This window comes from Ruegeria sp. BHSC276, from assembly GCF_059612945.1.
The window spans coordinates 176,269-202,154 of record NZ_JBXWRP010000001.1 but is presented as its reverse complement, the minus strand read 5'-3'; the positions used below and the strand labels follow the sequence as shown (position 1 = coordinate 202,154).

The window sequence follows — 25,886 nt, the reverse complement described above, 5'->3', positions numbered from 1 at the left end:
GCCCGGGTCATTTCTGGATGATGACGCGCGGTTCGGATTTCAACGCATCGGCCAGCGAGTTGAACCGTGCCTCGGCGACCTCGTTGAACAGCGGGCTGAGCGAACCGGGCAGATACAGTTCAAGCTCGCGTTTTTTTGGGTAGAACCGTAGCTTGCCGATGGCGGCGTCATTCTGCATCCACAGCATTGCCCCGAACCGCATGGCTTTGCCCAGAATCTCGGCCTGTTGCTGGTCTTTCTCGTCGAGCAGCTCATAGAGCGGCGCGAACCGGTTGCCGTGGCGTTTGTTGCGGTATCTGTGTTGCAGCGCCAGACCGATGAAGACCCGTTCGGAATGTTTCAGCCCGCCAAGATTGGCACGGGTCACGTTGTCAAAGCAGACCTCGGCCCGGTAATCAGGGTGGGCGCGCCAGCTGACGTCATGCAGTAGACAGGCGGCCTTGATCAATCGGATTCGGGATTGTGGCGCCGACCGGAACAGCGGCATCACGAAATCGAACAGGTGGCGGCCGAACCCCGGCAGTCGGGCGTCCTTCTGCTCGGAAAACCGGCAGGCCTCGATCAGCGGGTCCCGGTCGCGCAGGATCTGGGGCATCTGTTCATACAGAAGCCCTTCGCGTATGCCATAGCTCGAGATGGCGATGTCCTTGGGTTTGAAGGTGCGGATTAGGCGCGACAGCACATCCATCGCATAGGGAACCAGCGCCATGCGCGAGGCCGACACCCCGGCCCGCGACCGCAGCTTTTCGGCGTCGTTTTTTTCGATGAACTTGATCGTCTCGCGAACCTGCTTGGTGGTCATGCGGTATTCATGCAGCACGTTCAGCGGATAGCCACGGCGCAGCATGTCCAGCCGAGCGAAGGCCCGCCAACTGCCCCCCACAAGGAACAGCCGGTCGCGCTGCGGCCCCAGCTTGTCACGCAGGGCCTCCATGGTTTCCTTGATATGTGCCTTGCGCGCCCGTCGCCCGCCCTTGATATCGCGCAGCTTCAGCGGCCCCAAGGGCGAGGTCACGCAGCGCCCGACAGAGTTGCCGCCGATCTCGGCCAGTTCCATAGAGGCGCCACCGATGTCGCAGATCAGCCCGTAGGCGCCGGGCCAGCCCAGCAGCACGCCCTGAGCGGACAGCCGGGCCTCTTCCTCGCCGTCGATGACCGACACGTGCAGGCCAGTCTCGGCCCAGACCTGGTCGCAGAAATCGGGGCCGTCCTCGGCCTCGCGCACGGCGGCGGTGGCCACCACATGAAGGCCGGGTAGGTCCAGATCGCGCGAAAGGTGTTCGAACCGGCGCAGGGCGGCCAACGCACGTTCACGCCCGCGCGGGTTCAATCGCCCGGTTTCCGCCAGCCCGGCGCCCAGTTCGCACATCACCTTTTCGTTGTAAAAGTAGGCCGGCGAGCGCGCCGCGCCGTCAAAGATCACCATCCGCACCGAGTTCGACCCGACATCGACCACTCCGACCCGCGACAGGTCGCGAATCCCCGGGTCGTCGAACAATGGTCTTCCGAATGATCCCCAATCCGGAATCCTGGCTGCAATCTGTTCCATGTTCTTCCCCGGGGTCCCTTCCTGCGCAGGATGCGAAATCAGACCCAAACGGTCAATCGCCGGTGATGGTTTCGTCGACGTCCTTGTTCAGCACGCGGACGGCCAGTGCCCGGGTGATTTCGCGCTTTTCCATCAACGCGACGTGATCCAGTTGGGCCACGACCTCGGCGGCGGTCTCGAACCGGCGGTCCATGTGCTTGACCAGATAGGCGATCACCTCGGGGCCGGGGTTCAGTTGCCGGTCCACGAACAGCTTGGCCAGAACCGCGCCCAGCAGCGCATCGTCGGGCGGATCCAGGGCCACGTGATGCGCGCCCTCGACCCGGCTTTGCAGATCGGCCAGGGGCAGTTCCCAGAACCTCGGCGCCAACCGTCCGGTCATCAGCAGCGCATGCCCTTCCGCCAGAACAAGGTTGTGCAGGTGAAACAAGGTTTTCTGCCGTTCGATGTCGCCCGCGATCATCGGCACGTCCTCGACCGCGACCGGCGACCGCGCCAGGGCGGGCACCAAATCATGGCGCAGGTCTGCCGCCGACACGATCCGCCCCCCGGTTTCGGCCGCCCAGACATGGGCCAAATGGGTTTTGCCGGACCCGGCTGGGCCGGACAGGACCAGCTTGTTGCCTGGCCATGAATTGGCCGAGATCATAGCCACCGCCAGCGCATTGGCCGGTGATACAAAAAAATCCTCGCGTCCCAGCGCGGTCTTGGCTGGAAGATCGAAACTCAGTTGTCTGGCCATTTACTCGCTTTCCCGGTCCAGCTCGTCATGCCCCCGGTAGAGGCGGCCTGCCAGATATTGCGAAGTGGCGAAACGTGCAAGCACGCCCAGCGACGCCGCGACCGGAACCGCGATCAACATGCCCACGAATCCGAACAGCGATCCGAAGACCGACAGGGCCAGCAGCAGCCACACCGGGTGCAACCCGACCGAGCTGCCCACCAGCTTGGGGGTCAGTAAATTGCCCTCGACCACCTGGCCGATGGCGAAGATCCCGGCCACCAGGCCGATCGATGCCCAGTCGCCCCAGAACTGGAATAGCGCCAGGCCGATGGCCAGCGTTCCGCCGATCAGGGCGCCCAGATAGGGAATGAAGGTGACCAGCCCCGCGATGAAACCCACGATCAGGCCGAACTGCAGGCCTACGATCATCAGCGCTACCGCATAGTAGGTGCCCAGGATCAGGCAGACCGACCCCATTCCGCGCACGAAAGACGCCAGCACCGCGTCGATTTCCGAGGCCAGACGGCGGATGGTCGGCGCATGGTCACGGGGCAGAAGCTGGTTGATGCGGGCAATCATGTGATCCCAGTCCAGCAGCAAATACACCGCCACCACGGGCACGATCACCAACAACAGTACCACGTTCACGGCCGATCCCACCGAGGCGACGACCGTTTCGAGGATGTCGCCGGACTTTGCCTTGAGGGTTTCGCTCAGCGACATCAGGAATTGATGCGTGTTTGACTCACTGTCCAGAAGCGCGGGAAACCGCTGTTCGACAAAGGTGCGTAGTTGTTGGAACAGGGTGGGCAGGGTTTCGACCAGATCGGCCAGTTGCGTGATCAGCGCCGGAACCACCATCAGGATTATCAGAAGAAAGGTCAGCACGCCGATAATCGTGATTGTTGCGGTCGCCGCCGCACGCGACAGACCCAGGCGCTCTAGCCGATCGGCCAGGGGGTCGAGGAAGTAGGCGATCGCGCCGCCGATGACGAAAGGCAGCAGGACATCTCCCAGCAGCCAAAGCACCAACACGAAAACGGCCGCGGCCACGCCCCAATATTTCAGCTGGTCCCGAACCGGCAACGCCATCATGGTCTCCTGTCTGCAGGCCTGTGGTTGTTCTTGGACGATGCAACCCTGTGATGCAAGCGCTTCATGAGACGGGATTTTGGCGTGGCGGCCAAGCGGTGCACCGGTTTCGACGTGGTTTGATCAAAGGCACAGCCGCCTGGCCACGAACCGGCGATTGGGTCATTGTCCGATTGCCCCCGGCGGGGCTTTCGCATAATCACGTGTCCGTGGAATTCTCACCTGCAAGGTAAAAACATGCGCCTCAGCCGTTATTTTCTGCCCGTTCTCAAAGAGAACCCCGCCGAAGCCCAGATCGTCAGCCACCGGCTGATGCTGCGCGCCGGGATGATCAAGCAGGCCGCCGCCGGGATCTATTCGTGGCTACCGCTTGGCTTCAAGGTGCTGCGCAAGCTGGAAAACATCGTGCACGAGGAGCAGATCCGCGCCGGGCACATCCCGATCCAGATGCCGATCCTGCAATCGGCCGACCTGTGGCGCGAATCCGGGCGTTATGATGACTACGGCCAGGAAATGCTGCGCATGAAGGACCGGCACGGCCGCGACATGCTCTATACGCCCACGGCCGAGGAACTGGTCACCGACATCTTCCGCGGCCATGTCAGCAGCTACAAGGACCTGCCGCTGACGCTCTACCAGATCCAGTGGAAGTTCCGCGACGAGATCCGCCCCCGTTTCGGTGTGATGCGCGGCCGCGAGTTCTACATGAAGGACGGCTACAATTTCGACCTGACGAAAGAGGACGCGCTGCACGCCTACAACCGCCACCTGGTCAGCTATCTGCGCACCTACGAACGCATGGGCCTGCAGGCGATCCCGATGCGTGCAGACAGCGGCCCGATTGGCGGTGACGACACGCATGAATTCCTGGTGCTGGCCGATACCGGCGAATCCGAGGTGTTCTATGACAGCGCGGTCACCGACATCCGTCTTGGCGAGCGCGACATCGACTATGACGACAAGGCTCAGTGTCAGGCGATCATGGAGGAGTTCACCTCGCTCTATGCCCGCACGGACGAGACCCATGACGAGGCCCTGTTCCAGCAGGTGCCCGAGGAACGCCGCCGCAGCGCGCGTGGCATCGAAGTGGGGCAGATCTTCTATTTCGGCACCAAGTACTCCGAGCCTATGGGCGCCACCGTGCAAGGTCCCGACGGCAAGCAGGTTCCGGTGCATATGGGCAGCCACGGCATCGGCGTCAGCCGCCTGATCGGTGCGATCATCGAGGCCAGCCACGACGACAAGGGCATCATCTGGCCCGAGGGCGTGACTCCGTTCCACTGCGGCATCGTCAACCTGAAGCAGGGCGATGACGAGGCCGACGCGGCCTGCGACAAGATCTACAAGGCGCTGACCGTGCTGGGACTCGAGCCGCTCTATGACGACCGCAACGAGCGGGCAGGGGGCAAGTTCGCCACAATGGACCTGATCGGCCTGCCCTGGCGCATCACCGTTGGCCCGCGCGGGTTGAAAAACGGAGTGGTCGAGCTGACCAACCGCCGCACCGGCGAAAGCGAAGAGCTGAGCCCCGAGGCCGCCGTAACCCGCATTGCCGAGATCTATGAGCGCACCGCCTGATACCGGTGACGCGCCGCTGATCTCGGTGATCACGGCAACTTGGAACCTGCTGTCCCAAGGGCGTCAGGACACGTTTCGTCGCGTCATCGAATGCATGGCGCGGCAGAATTGCGACCGTTCCGAGCACATCATTCAGGACGGAGCATCGTCGGACGGGACGGTCGAATTTATTCAGGACTTGATCGCCAACGCTCCGCGCACGCGCCTGATCAGTGAACCGGACCATGGCCTGTACGACGCGATGAATCGCGGCGTCGAAGCGGCACGCGGCGAATATGTCCTGTTCCTCAATTCCGACGACTCGTTGGCCGCGGATGATCTTCTGAACCGGGCGGCCGAGCGACTGACCGCGACCCGTCCTGACTATCTATTCGGATCAACCCTTCACCGGTCCGCGGACGGCGGTGAAAAGATGGAAAAACGGATGTCGGTCAAGGCCATCCTTCAGCGTATGCCGTTTTGCCATAACTCTGTTTTTCTGCGGCGAGATGTTTTTCAGGAATTGGGGGGACACGACACTCAGTTCCGCATCGCTGGTGATTATGACCTGATGCTGCGGTTGGTTGCCGGGGGCTATCGCGGCGAAAGGATGGATGAGCCGATTTCATTGTTCTGGGACCGCGGCGAGACCAGCGACCAGCAAGCGACGGGACGGGATTATGCCCGCGTCTGGCAACGGTTCTTTGCCGATTATCGCGCGGCACAAGGCTTGGATCTGGATGATTTTGCAGAGTTCTATCGCCGCGGGCATATGCCGGCAAACCTGCTCATCGAGGTGCTGAGGCGCCAGGAAACGCCGCTGCCGATCCGGCGGGCCGCAAAACACAGCCTTGCCAAATCTCTGCGCCGGTCCGTCCAGTTCTGGCGGCGGTACTAGGACCCGCCCGTCGCCGGACGCGCGCGAAGCAGTTCACCATCCGCCCTGTCACCTCGGGCGACTACGACGGGGCGACCCATACGACGGACCAGATCCTTCAATTCGATGTCCAGAAACCGCAACCCGCAAAGCCGTTTTCCGGTCGCTCGGTCCATCAGGCACATGCGCCCGCTTTGGAATGCCAGGCGATAGCCTTTTTCGCGCAGCGTGTCGGCAAGACCGGCCCAACTGGCCGCGCCGGCAAACAGCGGTCGAATGACGGCCCGCAATAACGCTGCGGTTTCGCAATCCATGTCCTGAGATATGATCGTCGTGTCTGGCGCACCAACCTGTTCAATTTCCTCTTCAATATTCATGAGCGACCCCCGCTCTTTAAAATGTATTCCCCCACAATCAGGGTGCCAAAATTTCTCAAAAGAAGCAAAATGCGAAACAAAGTTGCTGTGAAAATGTTGCATTTCAAGTTCAGTTTACTGCCTGAACCTCACATTGATTTCATACCTGAAACAATAAAGGCCTGTCTGAGATGGGCTTCACAACCAGCGGTATAATCGTCTTTCACATATCATCTGTTGCTGGAATTTGAGCCCGACGGCTGATTCTGCGCCAACGCGGTAAAGCAGATTTGGCGGCAGGTCGAGAAGCTGATACAGCGGCGCCGAGTGATTGTGAAAGGCAACCCGACCGTGCTGAGTTTTGCCACGATAGTGTATTCCAAGGATTACCCGCTGCTCGAGTTGCAGGCGCGTTCCTTTGCGCGATTTGCTGATCCGGCCAAAGTTGCTTCCATCCATGTGGTTCTGAACGACGTGGACGAAACCGCATTGCGGGCGCGTATCGAGCCCATATTAACGGCCTATGGCCCTTTGCAATCCAAGGTTCGGGTCGTCGGGGGCGATGACATTCTGCTTGGGGCAGGTCAATGCGTCAGGCGTTCACTGGGCGACCGGCTTCTGATTGAAGGACGGCACCGTATCCCTTTCGTGCGAAAGGGGGGCTGGCGCGGCAACAACGGATATCGCACGCAACAGGTGCTCAAGCTGGGCGCCGCACGGATCGCCGAGGCGGAGCAGATGGTTATCCTGGACACCAAAAACCTGTTTCTGCGGTCTTTCAATGAGGCAGAATTCTTTGCGGATGGCGGAGCCGCCCGGATCCCGTTCATATCGGTCAACAGCGACTTTCACCGCAACTGGCTGCGGCAGAGCCTGGACGCTTTGCAGGTCACCGTCCCGGACATTGAGGCGTTGAAGACCACGACGTTTTCGACGCCGTTCCCAGTGCGCAGGTCGTTGGTGTTGGAGGTGTTGGACGAGATCAACGAACGCTACGGTTCGGTGCAGTCGCTCTTCGGGTCGCGCCGAAGACCCTCGGAATTCATGCTGCTGAATACGTTTTGCCTCCGGTCGGATCTGACTTTGCGCCCGTGGTTCGAGGACGCACCCAGCACCGCGCTGGGGCTGTGGCCGACCTATTCGCAACAGAAGCTGGAAGGCCTGATTGCCAGGATCGACGAACCGGAACTGTTGAGCCTCGGCCTGCACAACCGGGCGGTTTCCATGCTGACACCTGAAACCCGAGATCGCTTGTTCGAGGCCTTGGCGCGACGAGGGATTAGTGATCGTGAGACGACCCAGTCTGTGCTGGATGCAACTTCGTCGCTGGCCGGTTGAACGGGCGCGCGCATCCGGAACCGGCTTGACCATCCAGCCAAATCCCGAAAATGTCCCCACCACAGATTTGTCGGAGCAGGAATGGCCAGAACACCCCCTCCCTTTGCCGCCTTCGAATGGAAGATCGCTTGGCGCTATCTGCGCGCCCGGCGTGCCGAGGGCGGTGTAAGTGTGATGACATGGATCTCGTTGATCGGGATCACTCTGGCCGTTTTCGCGCTGATCGCAACGCTGGCGGTCCGGTCCGGGTTCCGGTCCGAATTCGTGGGCACCATTCTTGGGGCCAACGCTCACGTTACAGTTTACTCGGCCGGAGAACTGGACGCGCACGGGCAGGTGGATCGCACCATCGTTGAATACGACGCCATGGCCGAGCGCATCGCGCAGGTGCCGGGCGTTCAACGCGCCGCGCCGTTGGTCAAGGGGCAGGTCCTGATCACAAACCGAGATCGCAGCAGCGGCGCCGAGGTGTTCGGCATCCGCCCCGATGACTTGCTCAACCTGCCCGGCATCGCCCAAAGCGACCAAGCCTATGGCGATCTGTCCCGGTTCGAGGAGGGAATCGCCATCGGCTCGGGCGTGGCCCGCGCCATCGGCGCCACGGTTGGTGATAGGGTCAAGCTGACCACGCCCAACGGGGTCAAAACCGCCTTTGGCACCTCGCCCCGTGTGAATGCCTATGAAGTCGTCTACGTGTTTTCGGCCGGGCGCTATGACATCGACCGCACCCGCGTCTACATGCCGTTTTCCGAGGCGCAGAGCTTTTTCAATCGCGAGGGCGTCGCCGACGAGATCGAGGTTATGGTCGACGGTCCCGAGGACCTGAACCCGATCCTGATCCCGATCCTCGAGGCGGCGGGCGAGCGGGTGCAGATCTGGACGTGGCTGGATGCGTCGGGTGGTTTTCTGCGCGCGCTCGAGGTCGAGGACAACGTGATGTTCATCATCCTGTCGATACTCGTGCTGATCGCGGCGATGAACATCGTGTCAGGCCTGATCATGCTGGTCAAAAACAAGGGCCGCGACATCGGCATCCTGCGCACCATCGGCCTCAGCGAGGGCTCGGTGCTGCGCGTGTTCTTCATCTGCGGTGCGTTCACCGGGATCATCGGCACCGCGATGGGCGTCATTCTGGGCTGCCTGTTCGCGCTCTATATCGACCCGATCTTCTCTTTCGTGAACTACGTGATGGGCGGCGGAGTTTGGGATCCAGCGATCCGCGGCATCTATGCCTTGCCGGCCGAGCTGCACCTGTCGGACGTGCTCAAGGCGGTTGGGATGTCGCTGGGCCTGTCCTTCTTCGTCACCTACTTCCCGGCCCGCCGCGCGGCGCGGCTGAACCCGGTCGAGGCGCTGCGCTATGAATGATGTGACCTTGCGTCTGACCGGCCTGACCAAGACCTATCTGAAAGGCACGCCCGCCGAGGTGCAGGTGCTGCGCGGCGCCGATCTGGAACTGCGCGCCGGCGAGGCGGTGGCACTTGTGGCACCCTCGGGGGCGGGCAAGTCGACCCTGCTGCACATCGCCGGTCTGCTGGATACGCCGGATTCCGGGACGGTCGAAATCGGCGGGCAGGACGCGACCGGCAAAGGCGACCGCACCCGCACCGCGATGCGGCGGCGGGATGTGGGTTTTGTGTACCAGTTCCACCACCTGCTGCCGGAATTCACCGCGCTGGAAAACGTTGTGCTTCCGCAATTGGCGAATGGCGTATCCGAAAGGGCGGCCAAGGCCCGCGCGATGGATTTGCTGGGCCTTGTCGGTGTCGCCAAACGTGCCGACCACCGCCCGGCGGCCCTGTCGGGTGGCGAGCAGCAGCGGGTGGCCTTCTGCCGGGCCCTGGCCAATGAACCGCGTGTCCTGTTGGCGGACGAGCCAACAGGGAATCTGGACCCGGATACCTCGGATCAGGTCTTTGCCGCGCTGATGGATCTGGTGCGCGAGTCCGGCCTGTCGGCGTTGATCGCCACGCACAATGTTGACCTGGCGGCGCGCATGGACCGGATGCTGCGGCTGGACGGGGGTGTGCTCAGGCCAGCTGAGTGATCGCGACACCCACGGCCATCACCGCGATCCCGCCGGCGCGCAATAGGGTCAACGGGGTGATCTGCGCACCGAAAAGGCCGAAATGGTCGATGGCCGCGGTGCTGATCAACTGCCCCAGCAGCACGAAGAACACCGCGTTGCCCACACCGAAATGCGGCGCGACATGGGTGATCGACAGGACGTAGAAGGCAATAAGAACCCCGGCCAGCAACAGGTGCTTCGGCGTGTGCGCGACTTTGGCCACAGCCTGCGTGCCCGGCCCCAGCAGCATCACCATCGCCGAGGCGGCAAAGGCCACGGCAAACAGGATCACCGCCGCGACGGTCGGCGACCCGATCAACTTGCCAAAGGCCGCATTCAGCGCCGCAAGGATTGGCACGCCGATCCCGGCGGCCAGCATGATGGCTGCGTATTGTGTCATTGCCCCGGTCCTTGTCGCCTGTTTCGTTGATCTGGATCATTGCGGCTTGCACCGGTCCGAGCAAGTCTGCATTTGCCGGACTGGATGGAGGAACGCGATGAAACTGCTGACATTTGCAACGCTGGCTCTGTTGGCCGCCCCGAGCGTCTGGGCGCAGGACGTCGGGACGGGCGAAGAGCTGTACCTGCATCACTGCGCCACCTGTCACGGGCTGGATGCAACCGGCCATGGCCCGATGGCCGGCGTGCTGGTCATCCAGCCCACCAATCTGACGGCGTTGAGCGGCTCGGACGGCGTTTTTCCCACCGAACGGGTGGTTAAACGCATCGACGGGCGCGATCCGCTGGTCAGCCATGGCAGTCCGATGCCGGTCTATGGCCCCTATTTCGAAGGGCAGGACACCGCGATCAAGGCGCCGACCGGCCAACCGATCCTGACCAGCAAGCCCATTGCCGACCTTGTGGCCTATTTGGAGACTTTGCAGGGCGGATGATTCTCAGCGGCAGATGCCCTGAACCTTTGCGCCGCTCCAGGGAAGGATCACGTCGCTCTCGCGCCGGTCGCCGGGCAGGGCGGCAAGGTCGAGATACTTGTCCAACATCTCGTGCAGGCGTCGGGTGCGCGGCGCGTTAGGGTCCAGCGCGCGGCAGCAGACATATTCCTCGACGATGGCCCCCTGCTGTTCAAACCCAAAGTCCAGAAAGTCCGCCGAGTTGTCCAGGTCGAACAGGTATGGATCCTTGCGCCCGCCATGCTCGGCCGCGGCGCGCAAGGGGTTATAGCCTGTCACCGCGCGGTTCTGCCACTGCCAGACATGGGTCAGTTCATGCGCCAGCAGCATCGCGGCCACCAGGTTGATCCGATCGGGATAGCTGGCCATGTAGTCTTCGAGATACCAGTCCCGCGTAAAATACACTTGGTTGAACAGGGCCACGGCCGCGGGTTTTCCGGTAACGGTCTCGGTCTTTATGGGGGGCAGAATGCGTTCGCGGCAGGCCAGCCGAGGGCGGGCCTTGCGCTCATAAGTGATCGCAGCCACCGGGGCACCCTGGACCAGCCGCACTCGATCCAGGTCCAGCGTGTCGCCCTGCACCTGTGCGGCAAAGGCCTTTTCCCGCTCGCTCAGCGGACGACCGCAGGACAGAAGCGTCAGCGCGACAAGGATCAGAGCCAGCCGGATCATGATGTAAGCCTAGCCCGGCAGGGCAGGGCCGCAAGCGGTTTTCAAAGGCTCATGGCCAGAACCCGGCTGATTTCCGTCAGCGACCGGCCCGATTGATCCATCCATGTGTTGAACGCCGTTTGCACGGCGGTCATCGCCCTTTTCGAGGTGGTGGGCTTGTCAATCACCCCTTCGGCGATCAGGCGGGCCGTGACGTCGCGCGACAGGATGAAACTGTCGCGCCCGGCGAACCGCATCGCGTACTGGGCCGAGGCACCGCCCAGCCAAGATCCGCGCCGGGCCAGCATCTCGAGCAATCCGACATAGTCGGTCGAGGGCCAGCCGCCCAGCACCTTGCCTGCGCCGCCCTCGGCGCGTAGTTCCAGCAGAAAGGCGGCGTTGTCGCGCACCGTGGCGATCTTGGCTCCATTGCGCACGATGCGGGTATCCTGCAGCAACGCGTCGAATTTTTCGTCATCCATGAAGGCGCAGCGCCCTACGTCGAACCCATTGAAGGCGGCTTCGAATCCGTCCCACTTGGCCTCGATGACCTTCCAGTTGAACCCGGCCTGAAAGATGCATTTGGTCAAGATCGACAACCAGCGATCATCGGGCATCCGGGCCAGTTCGTCCGTTGATTTGGGGCGGGTCAGCTTCTGCTCGAGCGCGTCGATCCCGCCGTGCCGATCAGCCGCCAGACCATAGATTTCGTCGAAATGGTGCATGTGTCGACCCTCCGGCCAGAATGTTGCCCGTTTGTTCCTATTTGTGCAACCCTGGCCTGAATAGGGAGGATATTCAAACGGGCTGAGTCCGGGAAAACCCGGTATTTTTTCATGCGCTGCGAAAGAAATGCTCGACAAATGACGGGAATCGGGTTTGTGATTGACTGGTCAATCAATAACCTGCCGTACCGAAACCGGACGCGCGCGGCAGGATCTTGATGTTCCAACCGGAACGGAGGGGAGGCGGGACCGGCAAATGTTTCAAGTCAGTCCAAGTGTTCACTTTTCTTTTCCGGCCAAATTTGTGCATGTTGCGACATGGTCATGTCATCAGGCATGTCACCCGGCGGGCCAATCCTGCCGGGGTGGGCAAAACAAGGAAGACAGGGAGCAAATCCATGAAAAAACTCAGTGTTAGTCTGCTGGCGGTGGTTGCCGCAGGCGCAGTTCACGCGGCCGAGATGGGCGCGGTGGACGAGCCGATCAAACTGGCCATCAACGAATGGACCGGCCAGCACGTGACCACGCATGTCGCGGGCGAGATGCTCGAGGCCGCCGGCTACAAGGTCGAATATGTGACCGCAGGCATGATGAACCAATTCCAGGCGCTGGCAGATGGTGACATCGACGCAACGCTCGAAATCTGGTCGTCGAACGTGTCGGACGAGTATGCCAAGAAGATCGCCGAGGGCACCGTGGTCGAGATCGGTGATCTGGGCCTGGATGCCAAGGAAGGCATCGCGTATCCGGCGCATGTGGCTGATCTCTGCCCGGGCCTGCCGGCTTGGGAGGCGCTGAATGACTGTGCGCAGGTCTTCGCCACCGCAGAAACGCTGCCGATGGGCCGTCTGGTCGACTATCCGGCCGACTGGGGCACCCCTGGCGCCGATCGTATGGCGGGACTGGATGTGCCGTTCAAAGCCGTGCCCGCCGGATCCGAAGGGGCGTTGATCGCCGAGCTTCGTGCCTCGACCGAGCGCAAGTCGCCGCTGTTGATCACCTTCTGGCAGCCGCATTGGGCGATGTCGGCCTATGACGTGAAATTCGTCGATCTGCCGCCGGGTGAAGAGGCCTGTTTCACGGATCCGGCCTGGGGTCCGAACCCCAATGCCGTGAATGACTGCGACTTTGCGCCCTCGCGCATCTTCAAGGCCGCCTGGAGCGGCATGGCCGACAAATGGCCGGCGGCCTATGAGATCCTGTCGAACTATCAACTGAGCGTCGAGGATCAGCAGCCGATGATGGGCGCGATCGATGTAGATGGTGGCAAGGTCGAAGAGGTCGTGGCCGACTGGATGGCCCAGAATGAAGACAAATGGCGTCCGGTCGTGGACGCGGCAACCAAGTGAGCCGCCTAAGTGACTGACGCGAATACGCCAGCCATTGCCTGCCGGAATCTCTGGCAGGTCTTTGGCCAAGGTGCGGAGAAAGCCCTGACCGACGCGCTGGCTCGGTCAGGGGACGACGCTGACAAGGCCGCCGCCGAGCTGCGCGAACACGGGTTCATTCCCGCCGTGCAGAACGCCAATTTCGACGTTCGCGATGGCGAACTGTTCGTCATCATGGGGCTGTCGGGGTCGGGCAAGTCGACCCTCATCCGCTGCATCTCGCAGCTGTTGCCAGGGACGGGCGGTGAAATCCGCATTGACGGCGACAACGTGCGCGGTGCGCCCAAGAAGAAACTGACCGAGCTGCGCCGCAGGAAGATGGGCATGGTGTTCCAGCATTTCGGCCTGTTTCCGCACATGACGGTGGCCGAAAACGTGGCCTATCCGCTGCGCGTGCAGGGCGTGGGGCGCAAGGAACGTTTGGCCCGCGCGCAGGAGGTCATCTCGCTGGTCGGTCTCAAAGGCCGCGAAGAGAGTTTTCCGCGGCAATTGTCGGGCGGGCAGAGGCAGCGCGTGGGCATCGCCCGCTCGTTGGCGGTGAACCCCGACATCTGGTTCCTGGACGAGCCGTTCTCGGCGCTGGACCCGTTGATCCGGCGGCAGCTGCAAGACGAATTCCTGCGCATTCAGGCGACGCTGAAAAAATCCATCGTCTTCATCACCCACGACATTGCCGAGGCGCTGAAGCTGGCCGACCGCATCGCGATCATGCGCGACGGCAAGATCGTGCAGATCGGCACGCCCTCGGACATCGTTCTGCGCCCGGTCGACGATTACGTGCGCGAGTTTTCCAAGGACGTTGCCAAGGGCCAGCACGCCAAGGTCGCCTCGGTCATGCATCCAGGCGATGCCGAGCGCGGTCCGGATGACCCTGGCCTGACCGTCAACATGACGCTGGACGCGGCGTTGGCCCGCTGCATGGCCTTGTACGAGCCGGTGCCGGTGCATGACGAAACCGGCGCGATCGTCGGCACGGTGAATCCTTTGGACCTTGCCGCCGCTTTGCAGGTGGATGACGCATGACCGTTGCAGTTGATGTTCCCACGCCCGCGCGGGCGCACCTGACGGCAGGGGCACAGGCGGCGCTGATCACGCTGATCGTCGGAGCGCTGTGCCTGGCGCTTGAGCCGCACGCGCCCTGGCTGGTCAAATGGCCCGCGACGTGGGAGGTGCCGGCCACGCAATGGGTGGGCGCCTTACTCGACTGGTTTCTGAACGCAATCAAACCTGCGGCCCGGCTGTTTTCCGACCTGATGGCCTATCCGATGAACTGGGCCAATTTCGTGCTGGGCCACACGCCCTGGCCGATCCTGATCGGGCTGGTGACGGCACTCGGCTGGTATCTGGGTGGGTTGCCCATGGCGGCGCTGGGCTTTCTGGGCCTCAGCTTCGTGCTGGCCTCGGGCTATTGGGCCGAGAGCATGAACACCTTGGCGCTGGTGGCTGTTTCGGTCCCGGTCGCGCTGATCGTTGGCAGTGCAATTGGCATTCTGGCCAACGAAGTGCCTCGGGTGAAATCAGTGGTTCAGGCGGTGTTGGACATCATGCAGACTGTACCGACCTTTGCCTATCTGACGCCGTTGCTGCTGCTGTTCGGGTTTGGCCCGGTGGTGGGGCTGATCGCCTCGGCCATCTATGCAGCGCCGCCGATGGCGCGCAACGTGATGCTGGGGCTGGAGCGCGTGGAGCCCGAGATCAAGGAAGCCGCCATCATGTCGGGCGGCACCCGGTTCCAGCAGCTGTTCCAGGTGGAAATCCCGGCGGCGGCGACGCAGATCATGGTGGGTGTGAACCAGTGCCTGATGGCGGCCCTGTCGATGGTGATCATCGCAGCGGTCATCGGCGGGTTCAATGACATCGGTTGGGAGGTCCTGCTGACCATGCGCAAGGCGCAGTTCGGTGAATCTCTGCTGGCCGGCATGGTGATCGTTGTCTTTGCAGTGGTGATTGACCGAATGAGCGGCACCCTAGCCACTGAACGCAATCGTCACGACAACCGCGTTGTCTGGGCGGTTATTGGCTTTGCGGTCCTGTTTACGCTGCTGTTCTGGGCGCGGCTGCCCAACCCGTCCGAGCTGACGCTGCTGGATCCGGTCGCGCAGGCGGTGGACACCGGCCTGACAGCCTTTACCCAGAATAACGGGCCGTGGCTGGATTCGCTCAAGAACAACTCGATGTTCTATGTGCTGCTGCCGCTGCGGATCGGTCTGAGTCAGGCGGTTCTGCCCTTTACCTGGGGGTTCCAGTGGACCCCGGGCATGAGCTATGGCCTGTTCGCCGCCGGTGCGGTGATCGCCTTGCTGATGGCGTGGCGTGGGCACCTGACCGGCGGTCTGGTCACGCTGATCCTGATCGGCATGCTCGAGACGGGCATCGCGAATCTGCCATGGCCCTTCGTCCTGACTGGCGCGGCGGCGTTGGGCTGGGTGGCGGGCGGTTGGCGTCTGGCGGCGCTGTCTGTGGCGCTGCTGAGCACGATCCTGATCTCGGGACTGTGGGAGAGGGCGCTGCTGTCGCTCTATCTCAGCGGTGCGGCGGTGTTCTTCTGCGCCGTTGTCGGCGGGCTGATCGGCCTCGCCAGCGCGGTCTGGTCGCCAGTCTGGAGGATCGTGCGCCCGATATGCGACATGCTGCAGACGATTCCCCTGTTCGTGTTCCTGATCCCGGTGCTGATGGTGTTCCAGATCGGCGAGTTCTCGGCCTTTCTGGCGATCTGCGCCTATGCGATCGTGCCGATGATCCGCTACACCCGTCACGGGCTGGTCAACACCCCGGACGAGATGATGGAGGCCGCGATCGCCAGTGGAGCGACCGAGTGGCAGATCATGCGCGACGTGCGTGCGCCCTATGCTGCGCCCACGATCCTTCTGGGGCTGAACCAGACCATTCTCTATGCCTTTGCTATGCTGGTGATCGCGGCGTTGATCGGCACGACCGGTCTGGGCCAGTCGATCTATCTGGCGTTGGGGCAGGCGGATGTGGGGCTGGGCATTTCGGCCGGGGCAGCGATGGCCATTCTGGCGCTGATCGCCGACCGCATGGTTCAGGGATTTGCCGAGGAACGCCGCAAGGCGCTGGGCCTGTAACCCCGGATCGGGGGCGGCGCAGCTGCCCCCGACCACACTTGATTTCGGACAAGGCGGGGCCGTTTTCCCCGGTATTCCGGGTGCAAAACAGGCGGATATGACCATGGCCGGTTGGGGCGCTTTTGTTGCTGCACTTCTGATCTTTCTGCTCAGCCACGCCATTCCGGCGCGTCCGGCAGTGCGCGGGCGGCTGATCGGATTGATGGGGCGCGGACCCTATTTCGCGGTCTATTCCGCGCTGTCGCTGGCGGTTCTGGCCTGGCTGATCGTGGCCGCGGCCAACGCGCCCTATGTCGAGGTCATCCCGCCGCTGGCGATCCTGCGCTGGGTGCCTCTGCTGGTGATGCCCGTCGTCTGCTGGCTGGCGGTGGCCGGGCTGGCGGCGACCAACCCGTTTTCCTTCGGCGGGCTGGGAGGTCGCCCGTTCAACCCCGAACTGTCCGGTCTCCTGCGGACCACCCGCCACCCGATCCTGTTGGCGATAGTGTTGTGGGCGCTGGCGCATCTGCTGGCCAATGGCAGCTTGGCACATGTGGTCCTGTTCGGCCTGTTCGCGGGTTTCGCCTGGATGGGCATGGTCCTGATCGACAGGCGCAAGGCGCGCGAGATGGGGGCCGATTGGCCGCACCTGTCGCGCAACACAGCACGCCTGTCGCTGCGGCTGCCGCGCCCCTGGCCGAGGCCCTGGGTCTGGTTGGTGGCAGGGCTGGCCTATGCCGCGCTGTTGCACCTGCACGCGCCGGTGATCGGAGTGTCTCCGCTGCCTTGATGCGGTGCTGGAAGGGGCGCCTCATGCGTGCTAATTGAAACAACAAGATGAAACCCAGAAAGGTCTGCCGATGCACCTGGCCTATGTCACCACTACCGATCGCGGCGCAACCGACCGCCTGCTGAGCGCGGTTGCTGAACGTCTGCTGGCCAAGGGCGCCCGTCTGGCCGGTGTGGTTCAGACCAACTCCGAATGCGCCGACAGCAGCAAATGCGACATGGACCTGCGCGTGCTGCCGGATGGCGAAACCATCCGTATCTCGCAGTCGTTGGGCAGCCAGTCGCGCGGGTGCCGACTGGACCCGGCGGCGTTGGAGCAGGCGGTGGGCTATGTGACGGCGTCTTTGGCCAACCGTCCGCAATTGCTGATCGTCAACAAGTTCGGCAAACACGAGGCCGATGGCCGCGGGTTCCGCCCCGTCATCGCCGAGGCGCTGTCGCTTGACATCCCGGTTCTGGTCGGGGTCAACGGCCTGAACCGTGACAAGTTCGTGGAATTCACCGATGGTGCGGCGCAGGCGCTAGAACCCGATCTGGACGTCATCGAGGCCTGGTTCGACAGCGTCGCCAACCTGCGGCCTGCCGCCGAATAACAGTTTTCCCGACGTAACGTCCTGAAAACCGGTATTGTTCGGTTTCGCCCCGGCTGCAATCCTCTGCTCCGGATGGGAGGAGGATCAGCCATGTGGCAGAACTGGGCAGGCAACCAGACCAGCCAAATACGGCCCAAGCGGCTGACCACGACCGAAGACCTTCAACAGTTGATCGCCTCGGCCGAAACCCTGCGTCCGGTCGGGGCAGGGCATTCCTTCACCCCGCTGGTTCCGGGCGCGCAGCATATCATTGACCTGACAGCCTTGAACCTGCCCCCCGTGACGCGGGTCGAAGGGCAGCGGGCTTGGGTCAACGCCAATGCCCGGCTGCGCGATCTGTCGCCGGCACTGGCCGAGCACGGCAAGGCCTTCCGCAATCTGGGTGATATCAACGTGCAGACTCTGGCCGGCGCGGCGGCCACTGCGACCCACGGCACCGGGCGCACCCTGCCGTGCCTGTCTGCCGAAATCACCGCGGCCCGGCTGATCGGCGCTGGCGGGCAGACCCTGACCACCGACGATATTCCGCTGAACATGGTGCAGGTTTCGCTGGGTCTGCTGGGCATCGTGACCGAGGCACAGATCAACGTCGTGCCGAAATACAATCTGCGCCGTCGGGTGCGTCTGTCCGACCTGCAGGACACACTGGAGCGCATGCACCAGCATTGGGACGAGAACAGGAATTTCGAGTTCTTCTACATCCCTTTCACCGGCAAGACCGTTGAAATCCGGCACGATATCACCGACGCGCCCGAGACCCGCGCGCCGCGCGATCTGGACATGATCGCCGTCAAGGTTCTGAAGCTGGCGCGCAATGCGGGTCGGTTCAGCCCCGGCTCGCGGCGCGCCCTGCTGCGTCTGCTGACGCTGGCCCAGTCCGACGAGGACTACGTCGGTGAAAGTTGGCGCGTTCTGTGCAGCGACCGGCACATCCGGTTCAAGGAAATGGAATACCACCTGCCGTCCGAAACCGCGGGGGACGTGCTGTCCGAACTGATCCGACGGTTGGAGTGCGACCATGGCAACATCTATTTCCCGATCGAGGTGCGGCAGACCGCAGGCGACGACGCCTGCCTGTCACCTTTCCAAGGGGGGCCGCGCGTATCGGTTGCCATCCACACCGATGCGAAGGAAGGCCATCTGCGCTATTTCGAGGCGATGGAGCCGCTGTTCCTGCAGGCTGGCGGCCGCCCCCATTGGGGCAAGCTGCACAGCCTGACCCATTCCGATCTGTCGCGCCTCTATCCCGATTTCGATGCCTTCTGCACATTGCGTGAACGGCTGGATCCAAAGGGCAAGTTCCTGACGCCCGCACTGGCCCGGATGTTCCGCCCATGACCGCAGAGTATTTCGAACATCTCACCCAAGCGCTGCGCGATCATGGCGTCGACCGGCCGGTTGCCGTCGTCGATATGGACCGGGTCGAGGCGAATTGCGACGCTGCCCGCGCGGGGTTGGGCCACGGCTTGCAGGCCCGGCTTGTGGCCAAATCGCTGCCGTGCCTGCCTCTGCTGGACCATATTCGCGCCCGGATTTCCACAACGGGCCTGATGAGCTTTTCCGAATCCATGTTGTCGGCCCTGCTGGCCGCCGAGCCGGACACCGATCACCTGCTGGGCAAACCGCTGCCGGTCACCGCCGCCCGGCGGATTCTTGAGACGCACCCCGACGCCGCCCGGCGGGTGCAGTGGCTGATCGACACGCCACAGCTGCTTGACGCATATCTGTCGCTGGCCGCTGACACGGACCAAACCCTGCGCCTGTCGCTCGAGATCGACGTGGGTCTGCATCGTGGTGGCTTGGCCGCCGATCAGGTCGCAGGCGTTGCGGCGCGGATCGCGGGTCATGCCCATGCCGCTCTGTCGGGGCTGATGGGGTACGAGGTGCATTTGGCCAAACTGCCTGCGTTGCTCCGACGCCGCGCGCGGCGAGCCAGTGCGAAAGCCTATGAGCAGGCGGTCGATGCGCTTGGGCAGGGGGCGCAGGGGCTGTGCCTGAACACCGGCGGCAGCCTGACCTTCCAAGATCCGGCCACGCGGAGCCTGGCGACCGAGGTCGCCTTTGGGTCGGTTTTGGTGAAACCTTCGGATTTCGACCACGCATCGACGCAGGCGTTTTCGCCCGCTCTGTTCCTGGCCACGCCGGTTCTCAAGGTGATGCCGCGCAACCCGGTGCCGGGGATCGACCTGCCCGGACTGCGCCGGACCAACCTCGCCATTTCCGGTGGGCACTATCTGGCCAGCCCCGTCTGGCCCGACGGGTTCGGCTATTCCGGCGTGTTCGGGCGTTCAAGCAATCAAGAGGTCTGGGTGGGTCCCAAAACAACCAAGGCGCAGCCCGGAGATATCGCCTTGCTGCGCCCCAGTCAGAGTGAAGCGGTTTTGAACCAGTTCGGCACGGTTCTGGCCCTGCGGCAGGGGCAGGTTGAGGCCGAATGGGCCTGCCTGCCCAATTGACGGTCAGATCGCCAGATATTCCTCCCGCAGCTGGGTGTTTTCCAGCACTTCGTCCGCGGTGCCGTCAAACACGATGCAGCCGGTGTCCAGAATGATTGCCCTGTCGGCCAGTTGCAGCGCGCGTACGGCGTTCTGTTCGACGATGATGGTTGTCATGCCCTGCTGCTTGATGTGGATCAGCGTCTTTTCGATCTCGTCCACGATCACCGGGGCCAAGCCCTCATAGGGTTCGTCCAGCAGCAGCACCTTGATGTCCCGGGCCAGCGCGCGGGCGATCGACAGCATCTGCTGTTCGCCGCCCGAAAGAGTCACACCCTCTTGCTTGCGCCGTTCGCCCAGACGCGGGAACAGCTCGTAGATCCGTTCCAGCGACCAGCCGATCGGGGGGGCGATCTGGGCCAGCTGCAAGTTCTCCTCGACCGTCAGGCCTGGGATGATCCGCCGATCTTCGGGCACAAGACCCAACCCGGCGGCGGCGGCCTCGTAGCTGGTCATGTTGTGAAGAGGCTTGTGGTCCAGCCAGATTTCGCCGTGGCGCACCTCGGGCTCGCCCACGCGCGCGATCGAGCGCAGAGTCGAAGTCTTGCCGGCCCCGTTGCGCCCCAGCAGGGCGAGGATCTCGCCCTCGTGGACGTTGAAGCTGACGCCTTGGACGATGTAGCTTTCGCCGTAGTACGAATGCATGTCCCACACCGACAGGAACGCGGGCGCGGTGCTGGCCATGTTGGCGTTTTTCGAAAAGTCAGGTTTCTCGTTCATAGCTTTTCCTCACGCCGCCTCGCCCAGATAGGCTTCTCGGACCTTGGGGTTTCCGCGGATGTTTTCGGGGGTGTCTTCGACCAGCGGCGTGCCCTGCGCCAGAACGGTGATCCGCTCGGCCAGGCTGAACACCACATGCATGTCGTGCTCGATGATCGCGATGGTGATGTCGCGCTCATCCTTGATTTGCTTCAGCAGGTCGATGGTGTTGTTTGTGTCGGCCCGTGCCATACCGGCTGTGGGCTCGTCCAGCAGCAGCAGGCGAGGCTTCTGGCTGAGACACATGCCGATCTCGAGTCGCCGCTTGTCACCGCGCGAGAGCGAGGCTGCATGCATGTGCCGTTTGTCGGCCATGTTCATCTCTTCCAGCATGGCCTCTGCCTGTGCGACCACCTCTTTCTCGTTGGCGATGGTCTCGTAGGCGTGCATGCGGAATGCCCCGTCTCGCATCGCGAAGATGGGGATCAGCATGTTCTCCATTACGGTCAGTTCGCCAAAGATCTCGGGTGTCTGGAACACCCGGCTGATGCCCATCTGGTTGATCTGGTACGGCTCGCGCCCCAGCACAGACTGGTTGTCGAACAAGACCGAACCGGTATCCGGGATCAGCTTGCCCACCAGGCAGTTCAGCAGGGTGGACTTGCCCGCCCCGTTGGGGCCGATGATCGCATGGACCGAGTTTTCCTCGACGCTCAGGTTCACGTCCGTCAGGGCCTTGAGGCCGCCGAAGCGCTTGCTGACATCTTTTACTTTCAGAATTGCCATTGACGCGTTCCCTTATTCTGCCGGCTCGGTTTTGCCTTCGCGGGTGTCGTCCCCGCCAACGCTTTTGCGGCGGATCCAGTTCAGCAACCGCTGACCGCCCTCGACCAGCCCGCCGGGCAGGTAGATCACCACCAGCATGAACAGGATGCCCAAGGTCAGATGCCAGCCCTTGCCGATGAACGGGTGGATGATGAACACTACCGCGTCCTCGAGCCCGTCGGGCAGGAAGGCGAACCAGCCGTGCAGGACGTTGTCGTTGATCTTCGAGAAGATGTTCTCGAAATACTTGATGAAGCCAGCACCCAGAACCGGTCCGATCAGAGTACCGGTGCCGCCCAGGATGGTCATCAGAACGACCTCGCCCGAGGCGGTCCATTGCATCCGCTCGGCGCCGGCCAGCGGGTCCATCGCGGCCATCAGGCCACCGGCCAGGCCGGCATACATGCCCGAGATCACAAAGGCTGCCAGCGTGTAGGGCTTGGAGTTCAGCCCGGTATAGTTCATCCGCTGCTGGTTCGACTTCACCGCTCGCAGCATCATGCCGAAGGGCGAGCGGAAGATGCGGATCGCCAGGTAGAACACCACCATCATGATCACCGCGCACAGATAGTAGCCCGCGTTGAAGTCAAAGCTCCACGCGCCGACATCCATCGTGTAGGTCGCGCGCATCGGCAGACCGAACAGATGCGGCAGATCGGGCGCATTGGCCCCCTGCAGGATCTGCGGATCGTCGGCATAGACCTGCAGGCCGGTTTCCCCGTTGGTCAGGTTGAACTTGGGGTTCGACAGCACCGAATAGGCCAGCGCAAAGCTCATTTGCGCGAAGGCCAGCGTCAGGATCGAAAAGTAGATCCCCGACCGGCGCAGGCTGACATAGCCGATCAGAACCGAGAACAGCCCGGCGACCACGACGCTCAGCGCGATGGCTGGAATGACGTTGTAGCTGAGCAGCTTGAACATCCAAACGGCCGAGTAGGAACCCACACCCAGAAAGGCCGCATGGCCGAAGGACAGGTATCCGGTCAGGCCGAACAGGATGTTGAACCCGATGGCAAAGATGCCGAAGATCACGAACCGTTGCATCAGGTCCGGATAGCCCGCGTTGAACTGTGCCATGGCGCTGTCAGTGGGGAAGGGGTTCAGGATGAAGGGGGCCAGCAGCGTCAGGATTGCGACGACGATCAGCAGGCTTGTGTCTTTCTTGTTCAGTCCCAGCATGGGTTATTCCTCCATCACGCCTTTTCGGCCCATCAATCCCCGCGGACGGGTCAGAAGAACGATGATCGCGACCAGGTAGATGATAATCTGGTTGATGCCCGGGATCGTGGTGGTCGCCCAGGTGGTCGAGGCAAAGCTTTCAAGGATGCCCAGAAGGAACCCGGCCAGAACCGCACCGGGTAGCGAGCCCATGCCGCCGACGACCACGACCACGAAGCTGAGCACCAGAAAGTCCATGCCCATGTGATAGTTGGGCGGGTTCAGCGGCCCGTACATCACGCCCGCGAGGCCAGCCACCGCGGCGGCGATGCCGAACATGATGGTGAACCGGCGGTCAATGTTGATGCCCAAGAGGCCCACGGTTTCTCGGTCGGCCATGCCGGCGCGCACCACCATGCCGAAGGTGGTGAACTGCAGGAAAGAGAACACGCCTCCGATGATCACGACCGCGAACAGGAAATAGACCAGTCGCCAGATCGGATAGATGATGGCATTCGGGTCAAAGCCAAGCGCCACGCCCAGATCGACGGACCCGCTCAGCGCGGCAGGCGGCGGGGTCTGGATCGGGTTGGCGCCGAAGAAATACTTGATGATTTCTTGCAGAACGATGGCCAGGCCGAAGGTCACAAGGATCTGATCTGCATGGGGACGCTTGTAGAAATGCTTGATCAGGCCGCGTTCCATCACGTAGCCGACCATCAGCATGATCGGGATCGCGAACAGGATGGCCAGTGGCACGGACCAGTCGATGATGGTCGCGCCCAGCTCGGGGCCGAACCAGCTTTCGACATAGGGGGTCTTCACCTTCAGCGGGTTGCCCAGAAAGTCGGTCTGGGTCTCATCGACCACCTCGTAGCTGAGGTTGAAGATCTTCTGAAGCGTGACGGCACAGAAGGCGCCGATCATGAACAGAGCCCCGTGGGCGAAGTTCACCACGCCGAGCGTGCCGAAGATCAGCGTCAGCCCCAGCGCAATCAGCGCATAGGCCGAGCCCTTGTCCAGCCCGTTCAGAATTTGCAGTAGGATTGCGTCCATTGTCCTTACCTTTGACTGGTCCCGGCAGCTCTTCCCGATCATGACACCGGGAAGAGCCGTGTTGCGGACTCAGAGATTTCCTTGTGGAAAATCTCGTGCCGGGGTTATGCGCCCGGGTTGCACTTGCCCAGGTCGCCGCCGGCGAACATCGGGTGATCCGGTGCGTACTCGACCTGCGCCCGCGGGGTGATCTCGACGATCTCCAGCGTGTCATAGGCGTTGGTCGGGTTCATGTTGCCACGCACGACCAGCACGTCCTTGAAGCACTGGTGGTCGTCGGCGCGGTACAGGGTCGGACCATTGCCCAGCCCGTCGAACTCGAAACCTTCCAGGGCTTCGACGACGCCGCAGGGGTTGAAGGTGCCGGCGCGCTCGCACGCATCCGCATAAAGCAGAACCTGGGCATAGCAGGTCTGAGCCGAGTTCGACGGCGGTTTGCCGTATTTCTCGCCAAAGGACTTCACGAAGGCCTTGGTGCCCTCATCCTGCAGCTGCCAGTTCCAGTTCATCGAACCCAGCACGCCCTTGATGTTCTCGCCCGCACCGGCGGCCATCAGTTCCGAATACAGCGGAACGACGATCTTGAAGTCCTTGCCGTTCACGACCTTGTCGAGCAGGCCGAACTGGATCGCGTTGGTCAGCGAGTTGACCATGTTGCCGCCGTAGTGGTTCAAAACCAGCACGTCCGCGCCCGAGTTCAGAACCGGCGCGATGTAGGACGAGAAGTCGGTCGATGCCAGCGGGGTCTTGACGGTGTTGACCGTCTCCCAGCCCATCGCCTCGGTCGAGGCCACGATCGACTCTTCCTGGGTCCAGCCCCAGTTGTAGTCGGCGGTCAGGTGATAGGCCCGACGGTCGGTGCCCATTTCCTTGGCCAGCACCGGCGCCAGCGCCGCGCCCGACATGTAGGCGTTGAAGAAGTGACGGAAGCCGTTCGCCTTCTTGTCCTTGCCGGTGGTGTCGTTGGCGTGGGTCAGGCCGGCCATGAAGATCACGCCCGCCTCTTGGCAGAGGCCCTGAACGGCCACGGCCACGCCCGAGGACGAGCCGCCGTTGATCATGATCGCGCCATCTTTTTCGATCATCGACTTGGCCGATGCGCGCGCCGCGTCCGACTTGGTCTGCGTATCGCCGGTGACGAACTCGACCTTCTTGCCCAGGATGCCGTTGCCTTTCAGCGCCTTCGACGTGAAGGTGTTCAGGCAGCCGCCGTCGCCTTCGCCGTTCAGATGCTCGACCGCCAGCTGCTGCGCCAGCAGTTCGTCATTGCCTTCTTCGGCATAGGGGCCGGTCTGCGGCACGTTGAAGCCCAGCGTGACCGATCCGCCCGTGGGTTCGTTGGTATAAGCCGCGGCCGACGAGGCGGTGAAGATCGTCGGCAGAGCCAGACCGGCGCTTGTGACGGCACCAGACTTCAGCACGCCGCGACGCGTGACAGATTTGTTTGACATGAATTCCTCCCATTCAGCGGGTTGCGCCCTCGGGCTCCTCTTCCGTCGGGTAAAACACAACCTCGCAAGCCGAGTATGGGGGGCAGAAGGAAAATTCCCCAACAAGTGGCTGGAAAGGAAATATTATTTTGTAAAAAAGTGAACTGTCCATCGAGGGGAGTTGTAAAGATCGGCAAGAGGATCCGGATTATCCCGCTGTTGCAAAGCGGTTTCCTCGAAAACTTTTGTGCCGTCCGGCGACAGAACCGTCGGTGCCTTCCTACAAGCTTGGCAGGCATTTTGCGGTGTGCAACCGCATGCTTTACCGCGGCGCGCATGTTTTCCCGGCCATTGACGCAGTGTCGGGCGGATTCGCGTCATCCAGACACGCGCCCCGGACACCATTTCCAACAAAATCGAGTGGAGATGGTGGGCGACCCTGGAATCGAACCAGGCGTGCGTCTCCGCGAGGGAGTTACAGTCCCCTGCCACACCTTGCGGCCTGTCGCCCACTGTCAGGCGTTGCACCTGACGTGGAGG

25 protein-coding genes and 1 tRNA gene are annotated in these 25,886 nt (G+C 62.5%); 13 read left to right on the top strand and 13 right to left on the bottom strand.

Features of this window, described 5'->3' with window-relative positions; all coding sequences use genetic code 11:
* Window positions 1–7: 7 nt before the first annotated feature.
* The 3 genes from AC2FMD_RS01000 to AC2FMD_RS00990 are packed head-to-tail and all read right to left on the bottom strand — an operon-like array spanning window position 8 to window position 3,365.
* Complete coding sequence (locus tag AC2FMD_RS01000) at window positions 8–1,549, bottom strand: Ppx/GppA family phosphatase (RefSeq protein WP_496741020.1); 1,542 nt, start codon at window positions 1,547–1,549, stop codon at window positions 8–10.
* A gap of 52 nt (window positions 1,550–1,601) precedes the next feature.
* The gene (locus AC2FMD_RS00995) at window positions 1,602–2,291 is read right to left on the bottom strand and encodes an HdaA/DnaA family protein (RefSeq protein ID WP_496712412.1); all 690 of its coding nucleotides are present in this window, start codon (window positions 2,289–2,291) and stop codon (window positions 1,602–1,604) included.
* On the bottom strand, window positions 2,292–3,365 hold the full coding sequence (locus AC2FMD_RS00990) for an AI-2E family transporter (protein WP_496712411.1): 1,074 nt from the start codon (window positions 3,363–3,365) through the stop codon (window positions 2,292–2,294).
* 237 nt (window positions 3,366–3,602) lie between these two features.
* Between AC2FMD_RS00990 and proS the strand changes: the two genes are divergently transcribed.
* Entirely contained in the window at window positions 3,603–4,943 is a 1,341-nt protein-coding gene (gene proS / locus AC2FMD_RS00985) for a proline--tRNA ligase (RefSeq protein ID WP_496741018.1), read from the top strand.
* Window positions 4,927–5,820 (top strand): glycosyltransferase family 2 protein, encoded by an 894-nt coding sequence (locus AC2FMD_RS00980; RefSeq protein ID WP_496741016.1) that lies wholly within the window; start codon window positions 4,927–4,929, stop codon window positions 5,818–5,820. The genes proS and AC2FMD_RS00980 overlap by 17 nt, the downstream gene beginning before the upstream one ends.
* On the opposite strand, the gene AC2FMD_RS00975 is transcribed toward AC2FMD_RS00980, so the two are convergent.
* Window positions 5,817–6,278, bottom strand: a complete 462-nt coding sequence (locus AC2FMD_RS00975) for a hypothetical protein (RefSeq protein WP_496741014.1) — start codon at window positions 6,276–6,278, stop codon at window positions 5,817–5,819. The genes AC2FMD_RS00980 and AC2FMD_RS00975 overlap by 4 nt on opposite strands.
* Before the next feature lie 204 nt (window positions 6,279–6,482).
* On the opposite strand from AC2FMD_RS00975, the gene AC2FMD_RS00970 reads away from it, so the two are divergent.
* The 3 genes from AC2FMD_RS00970 (at window position 6,483) to AC2FMD_RS00960 (ending at window position 9,540) form a co-directional block, all read left to right on the top strand.
* A complete protein-coding gene (locus AC2FMD_RS00970) occupies window positions 6,483–7,493 on the top strand; it encodes a DUF6492 family protein (RefSeq protein ID WP_496741012.1) in 1,011 nt (336 codons plus the stop codon).
* An 81-nt stretch (window positions 7,494–7,574) separates the two neighbouring features.
* Window positions 7,575–8,861: a lipoprotein-releasing ABC transporter permease subunit gene (locus tag AC2FMD_RS00965; RefSeq protein WP_496678769.1), complete on the top strand. Its 1,287-nt coding sequence runs from the start codon at window positions 7,575–7,577 to the stop codon at window positions 8,859–8,861.
* On the top strand, window positions 8,854–9,540 hold the full coding sequence (locus AC2FMD_RS00960; RefSeq protein ID WP_496741010.1) for an ABC transporter ATP-binding protein: 687 nt from the start codon (window positions 8,854–8,856) through the stop codon (window positions 9,538–9,540). The genes AC2FMD_RS00965 and AC2FMD_RS00960 overlap by 8 nt, the downstream gene beginning before the upstream one ends.
* Here AC2FMD_RS00960 and AC2FMD_RS00955 read toward each other — a convergent pair.
* Window positions 9,524–9,961: a DMT family transporter gene (locus tag AC2FMD_RS00955; protein ID WP_496711516.1), complete on the bottom strand. Its 438-nt coding sequence runs from the start codon at window positions 9,959–9,961 to the stop codon at window positions 9,524–9,526. The two genes, AC2FMD_RS00960 and AC2FMD_RS00955, sit on opposite strands and share 17 nt — an antisense overlap.
* Before the next feature lie 97 nt (window positions 9,962–10,058).
* Between AC2FMD_RS00955 and AC2FMD_RS00950 the strand changes: the two genes are divergently transcribed.
* Complete coding sequence (locus tag AC2FMD_RS00950; RefSeq protein WP_496678774.1) at window positions 10,059–10,454, top strand: c-type cytochrome; 396 nt, start codon at window positions 10,059–10,061, stop codon at window positions 10,452–10,454.
* Window positions 10,455–10,457: 3 nt separating this feature from the next.
* Here the strand turns inward: AC2FMD_RS00950 and AC2FMD_RS00945 are convergent, their stop codons facing one another.
* Together AC2FMD_RS00945 and AC2FMD_RS00940 are read right to left on the bottom strand one after the other, a co-directional pair.
* Entirely contained in the window at window positions 10,458–11,144 is a 687-nt protein-coding gene (locus AC2FMD_RS00945) for a hypothetical protein (protein ID WP_496711515.1), read from the bottom strand.
* Window positions 11,145–11,185: 41 nt separating this feature from the next.
* Window positions 11,186–11,848, bottom strand: a complete 663-nt coding sequence (locus AC2FMD_RS00940; RefSeq protein ID WP_496794554.1) for a DNA-3-methyladenine glycosylase I — start codon at window positions 11,846–11,848, stop codon at window positions 11,186–11,188.
* A gap of 398 nt (window positions 11,849–12,246) precedes the next feature.
* On the opposite strand from AC2FMD_RS00940, the gene AC2FMD_RS00935 reads away from it, so the two are divergent.
* The 7 genes from AC2FMD_RS00935 (at window position 12,247) to AC2FMD_RS00905 (ending at window position 20,139) form a co-directional block, all read left to right on the top strand.
* Entirely contained in the window at window positions 12,247–13,197 is a 951-nt protein-coding gene (locus AC2FMD_RS00935; protein WP_496741008.1) for an ABC transporter substrate-binding protein, read from the top strand.
* 9 nt (window positions 13,198–13,206) lie between these two features.
* A complete protein-coding gene (locus tag AC2FMD_RS00930) occupies window positions 13,207–14,259 on the top strand; it encodes a quaternary amine ABC transporter ATP-binding protein (protein WP_496794553.1) in 1,053 nt (350 codons plus the stop codon).
* Window positions 14,256–16,322, top strand: coding sequence for an ABC transporter permease (locus AC2FMD_RS00925; RefSeq protein ID WP_496741004.1), 2,067 nt, complete (start codon window positions 14,256–14,258; stop codon window positions 16,320–16,322). The genes AC2FMD_RS00930 and AC2FMD_RS00925 overlap by 4 nt, the downstream gene beginning before the upstream one ends.
* Before the next feature lie 103 nt (window positions 16,323–16,425).
* A complete protein-coding gene (locus AC2FMD_RS00920) occupies window positions 16,426–17,091 on the top strand; it encodes an NnrU family protein (protein ID WP_496711513.1) in 666 nt (221 codons plus the stop codon).
* 70 nt (window positions 17,092–17,161) lie between these two features.
* Window positions 17,162–17,683, top strand: coding sequence for a DUF2478 domain-containing protein (locus tag AC2FMD_RS00915; RefSeq protein ID WP_496678947.1), 522 nt, complete (start codon window positions 17,162–17,164; stop codon window positions 17,681–17,683).
* A gap of 90 nt (window positions 17,684–17,773) precedes the next feature.
* Entirely contained in the window at window positions 17,774–19,021 is a 1,248-nt protein-coding gene (locus AC2FMD_RS00910; RefSeq protein WP_496741002.1) for a D-arabinono-1,4-lactone oxidase, read from the top strand.
* Window positions 19,018–20,139 carry an alanine racemase gene (locus AC2FMD_RS00905; protein ID WP_496741000.1) on the top strand — a complete coding sequence of 374 codons (1,122 nt, stop codon included), beginning with the start codon at window positions 19,018–19,020 and terminating at the stop codon, window positions 20,137–20,139. Before AC2FMD_RS00910 ends, AC2FMD_RS00905 begins: the two co-directional genes overlap by 4 nt.
* A 3-nt stretch (window positions 20,140–20,142) precedes the next feature.
* Here the strand turns inward: AC2FMD_RS00905 and AC2FMD_RS00900 are convergent, their stop codons facing one another.
* The 6 genes from AC2FMD_RS00900 to AC2FMD_RS00875 all read right to left on the bottom strand — a co-directional run bounded on the left by AC2FMD_RS00900 (window position 20,143) and on the right by AC2FMD_RS00875 (window position 25,857).
* Window positions 20,143–20,898, bottom strand: a complete 756-nt coding sequence (locus tag AC2FMD_RS00900; RefSeq protein WP_093964811.1) for an ABC transporter ATP-binding protein — start codon at window positions 20,896–20,898, stop codon at window positions 20,143–20,145.
* A gap of 9 nt (window positions 20,899–20,907) precedes the next feature.
* Window positions 20,908–21,663, bottom strand: a complete 756-nt coding sequence (locus tag AC2FMD_RS00895) for an ABC transporter ATP-binding protein (protein ID WP_496678788.1) — start codon at window positions 21,661–21,663, stop codon at window positions 20,908–20,910.
* A gap of 12 nt (window positions 21,664–21,675) precedes the next feature.
* Window positions 21,676–22,881 (bottom strand): branched-chain amino acid ABC transporter permease, encoded by a 1,206-nt coding sequence (locus tag AC2FMD_RS00890; protein ID WP_496678790.1) that lies wholly within the window; start codon window positions 22,879–22,881, stop codon window positions 21,676–21,678.
* Window positions 22,882–22,884: 3 nt separating this feature from the next.
* On the bottom strand, window positions 22,885–23,916 hold the full coding sequence (locus AC2FMD_RS00885; RefSeq protein ID WP_170340251.1) for a branched-chain amino acid ABC transporter permease: 1,032 nt from the start codon (window positions 23,914–23,916) through the stop codon (window positions 22,885–22,887).
* Window positions 23,917–24,020: 104 nt separating this feature from the next.
* Window positions 24,021–25,367, bottom strand: a complete 1,347-nt coding sequence (locus AC2FMD_RS00880; RefSeq protein ID WP_496740998.1) for a substrate-binding protein — start codon at window positions 25,365–25,367, stop codon at window positions 24,021–24,023.
* 406 nt (window positions 25,368–25,773) lie between these two features.
* Window positions 25,774–25,857: transfer RNA gene (locus AC2FMD_RS00875), tRNA-Tyr, on the bottom strand.
* Window positions 25,858–25,886: the final 29 nt, after the last annotated feature.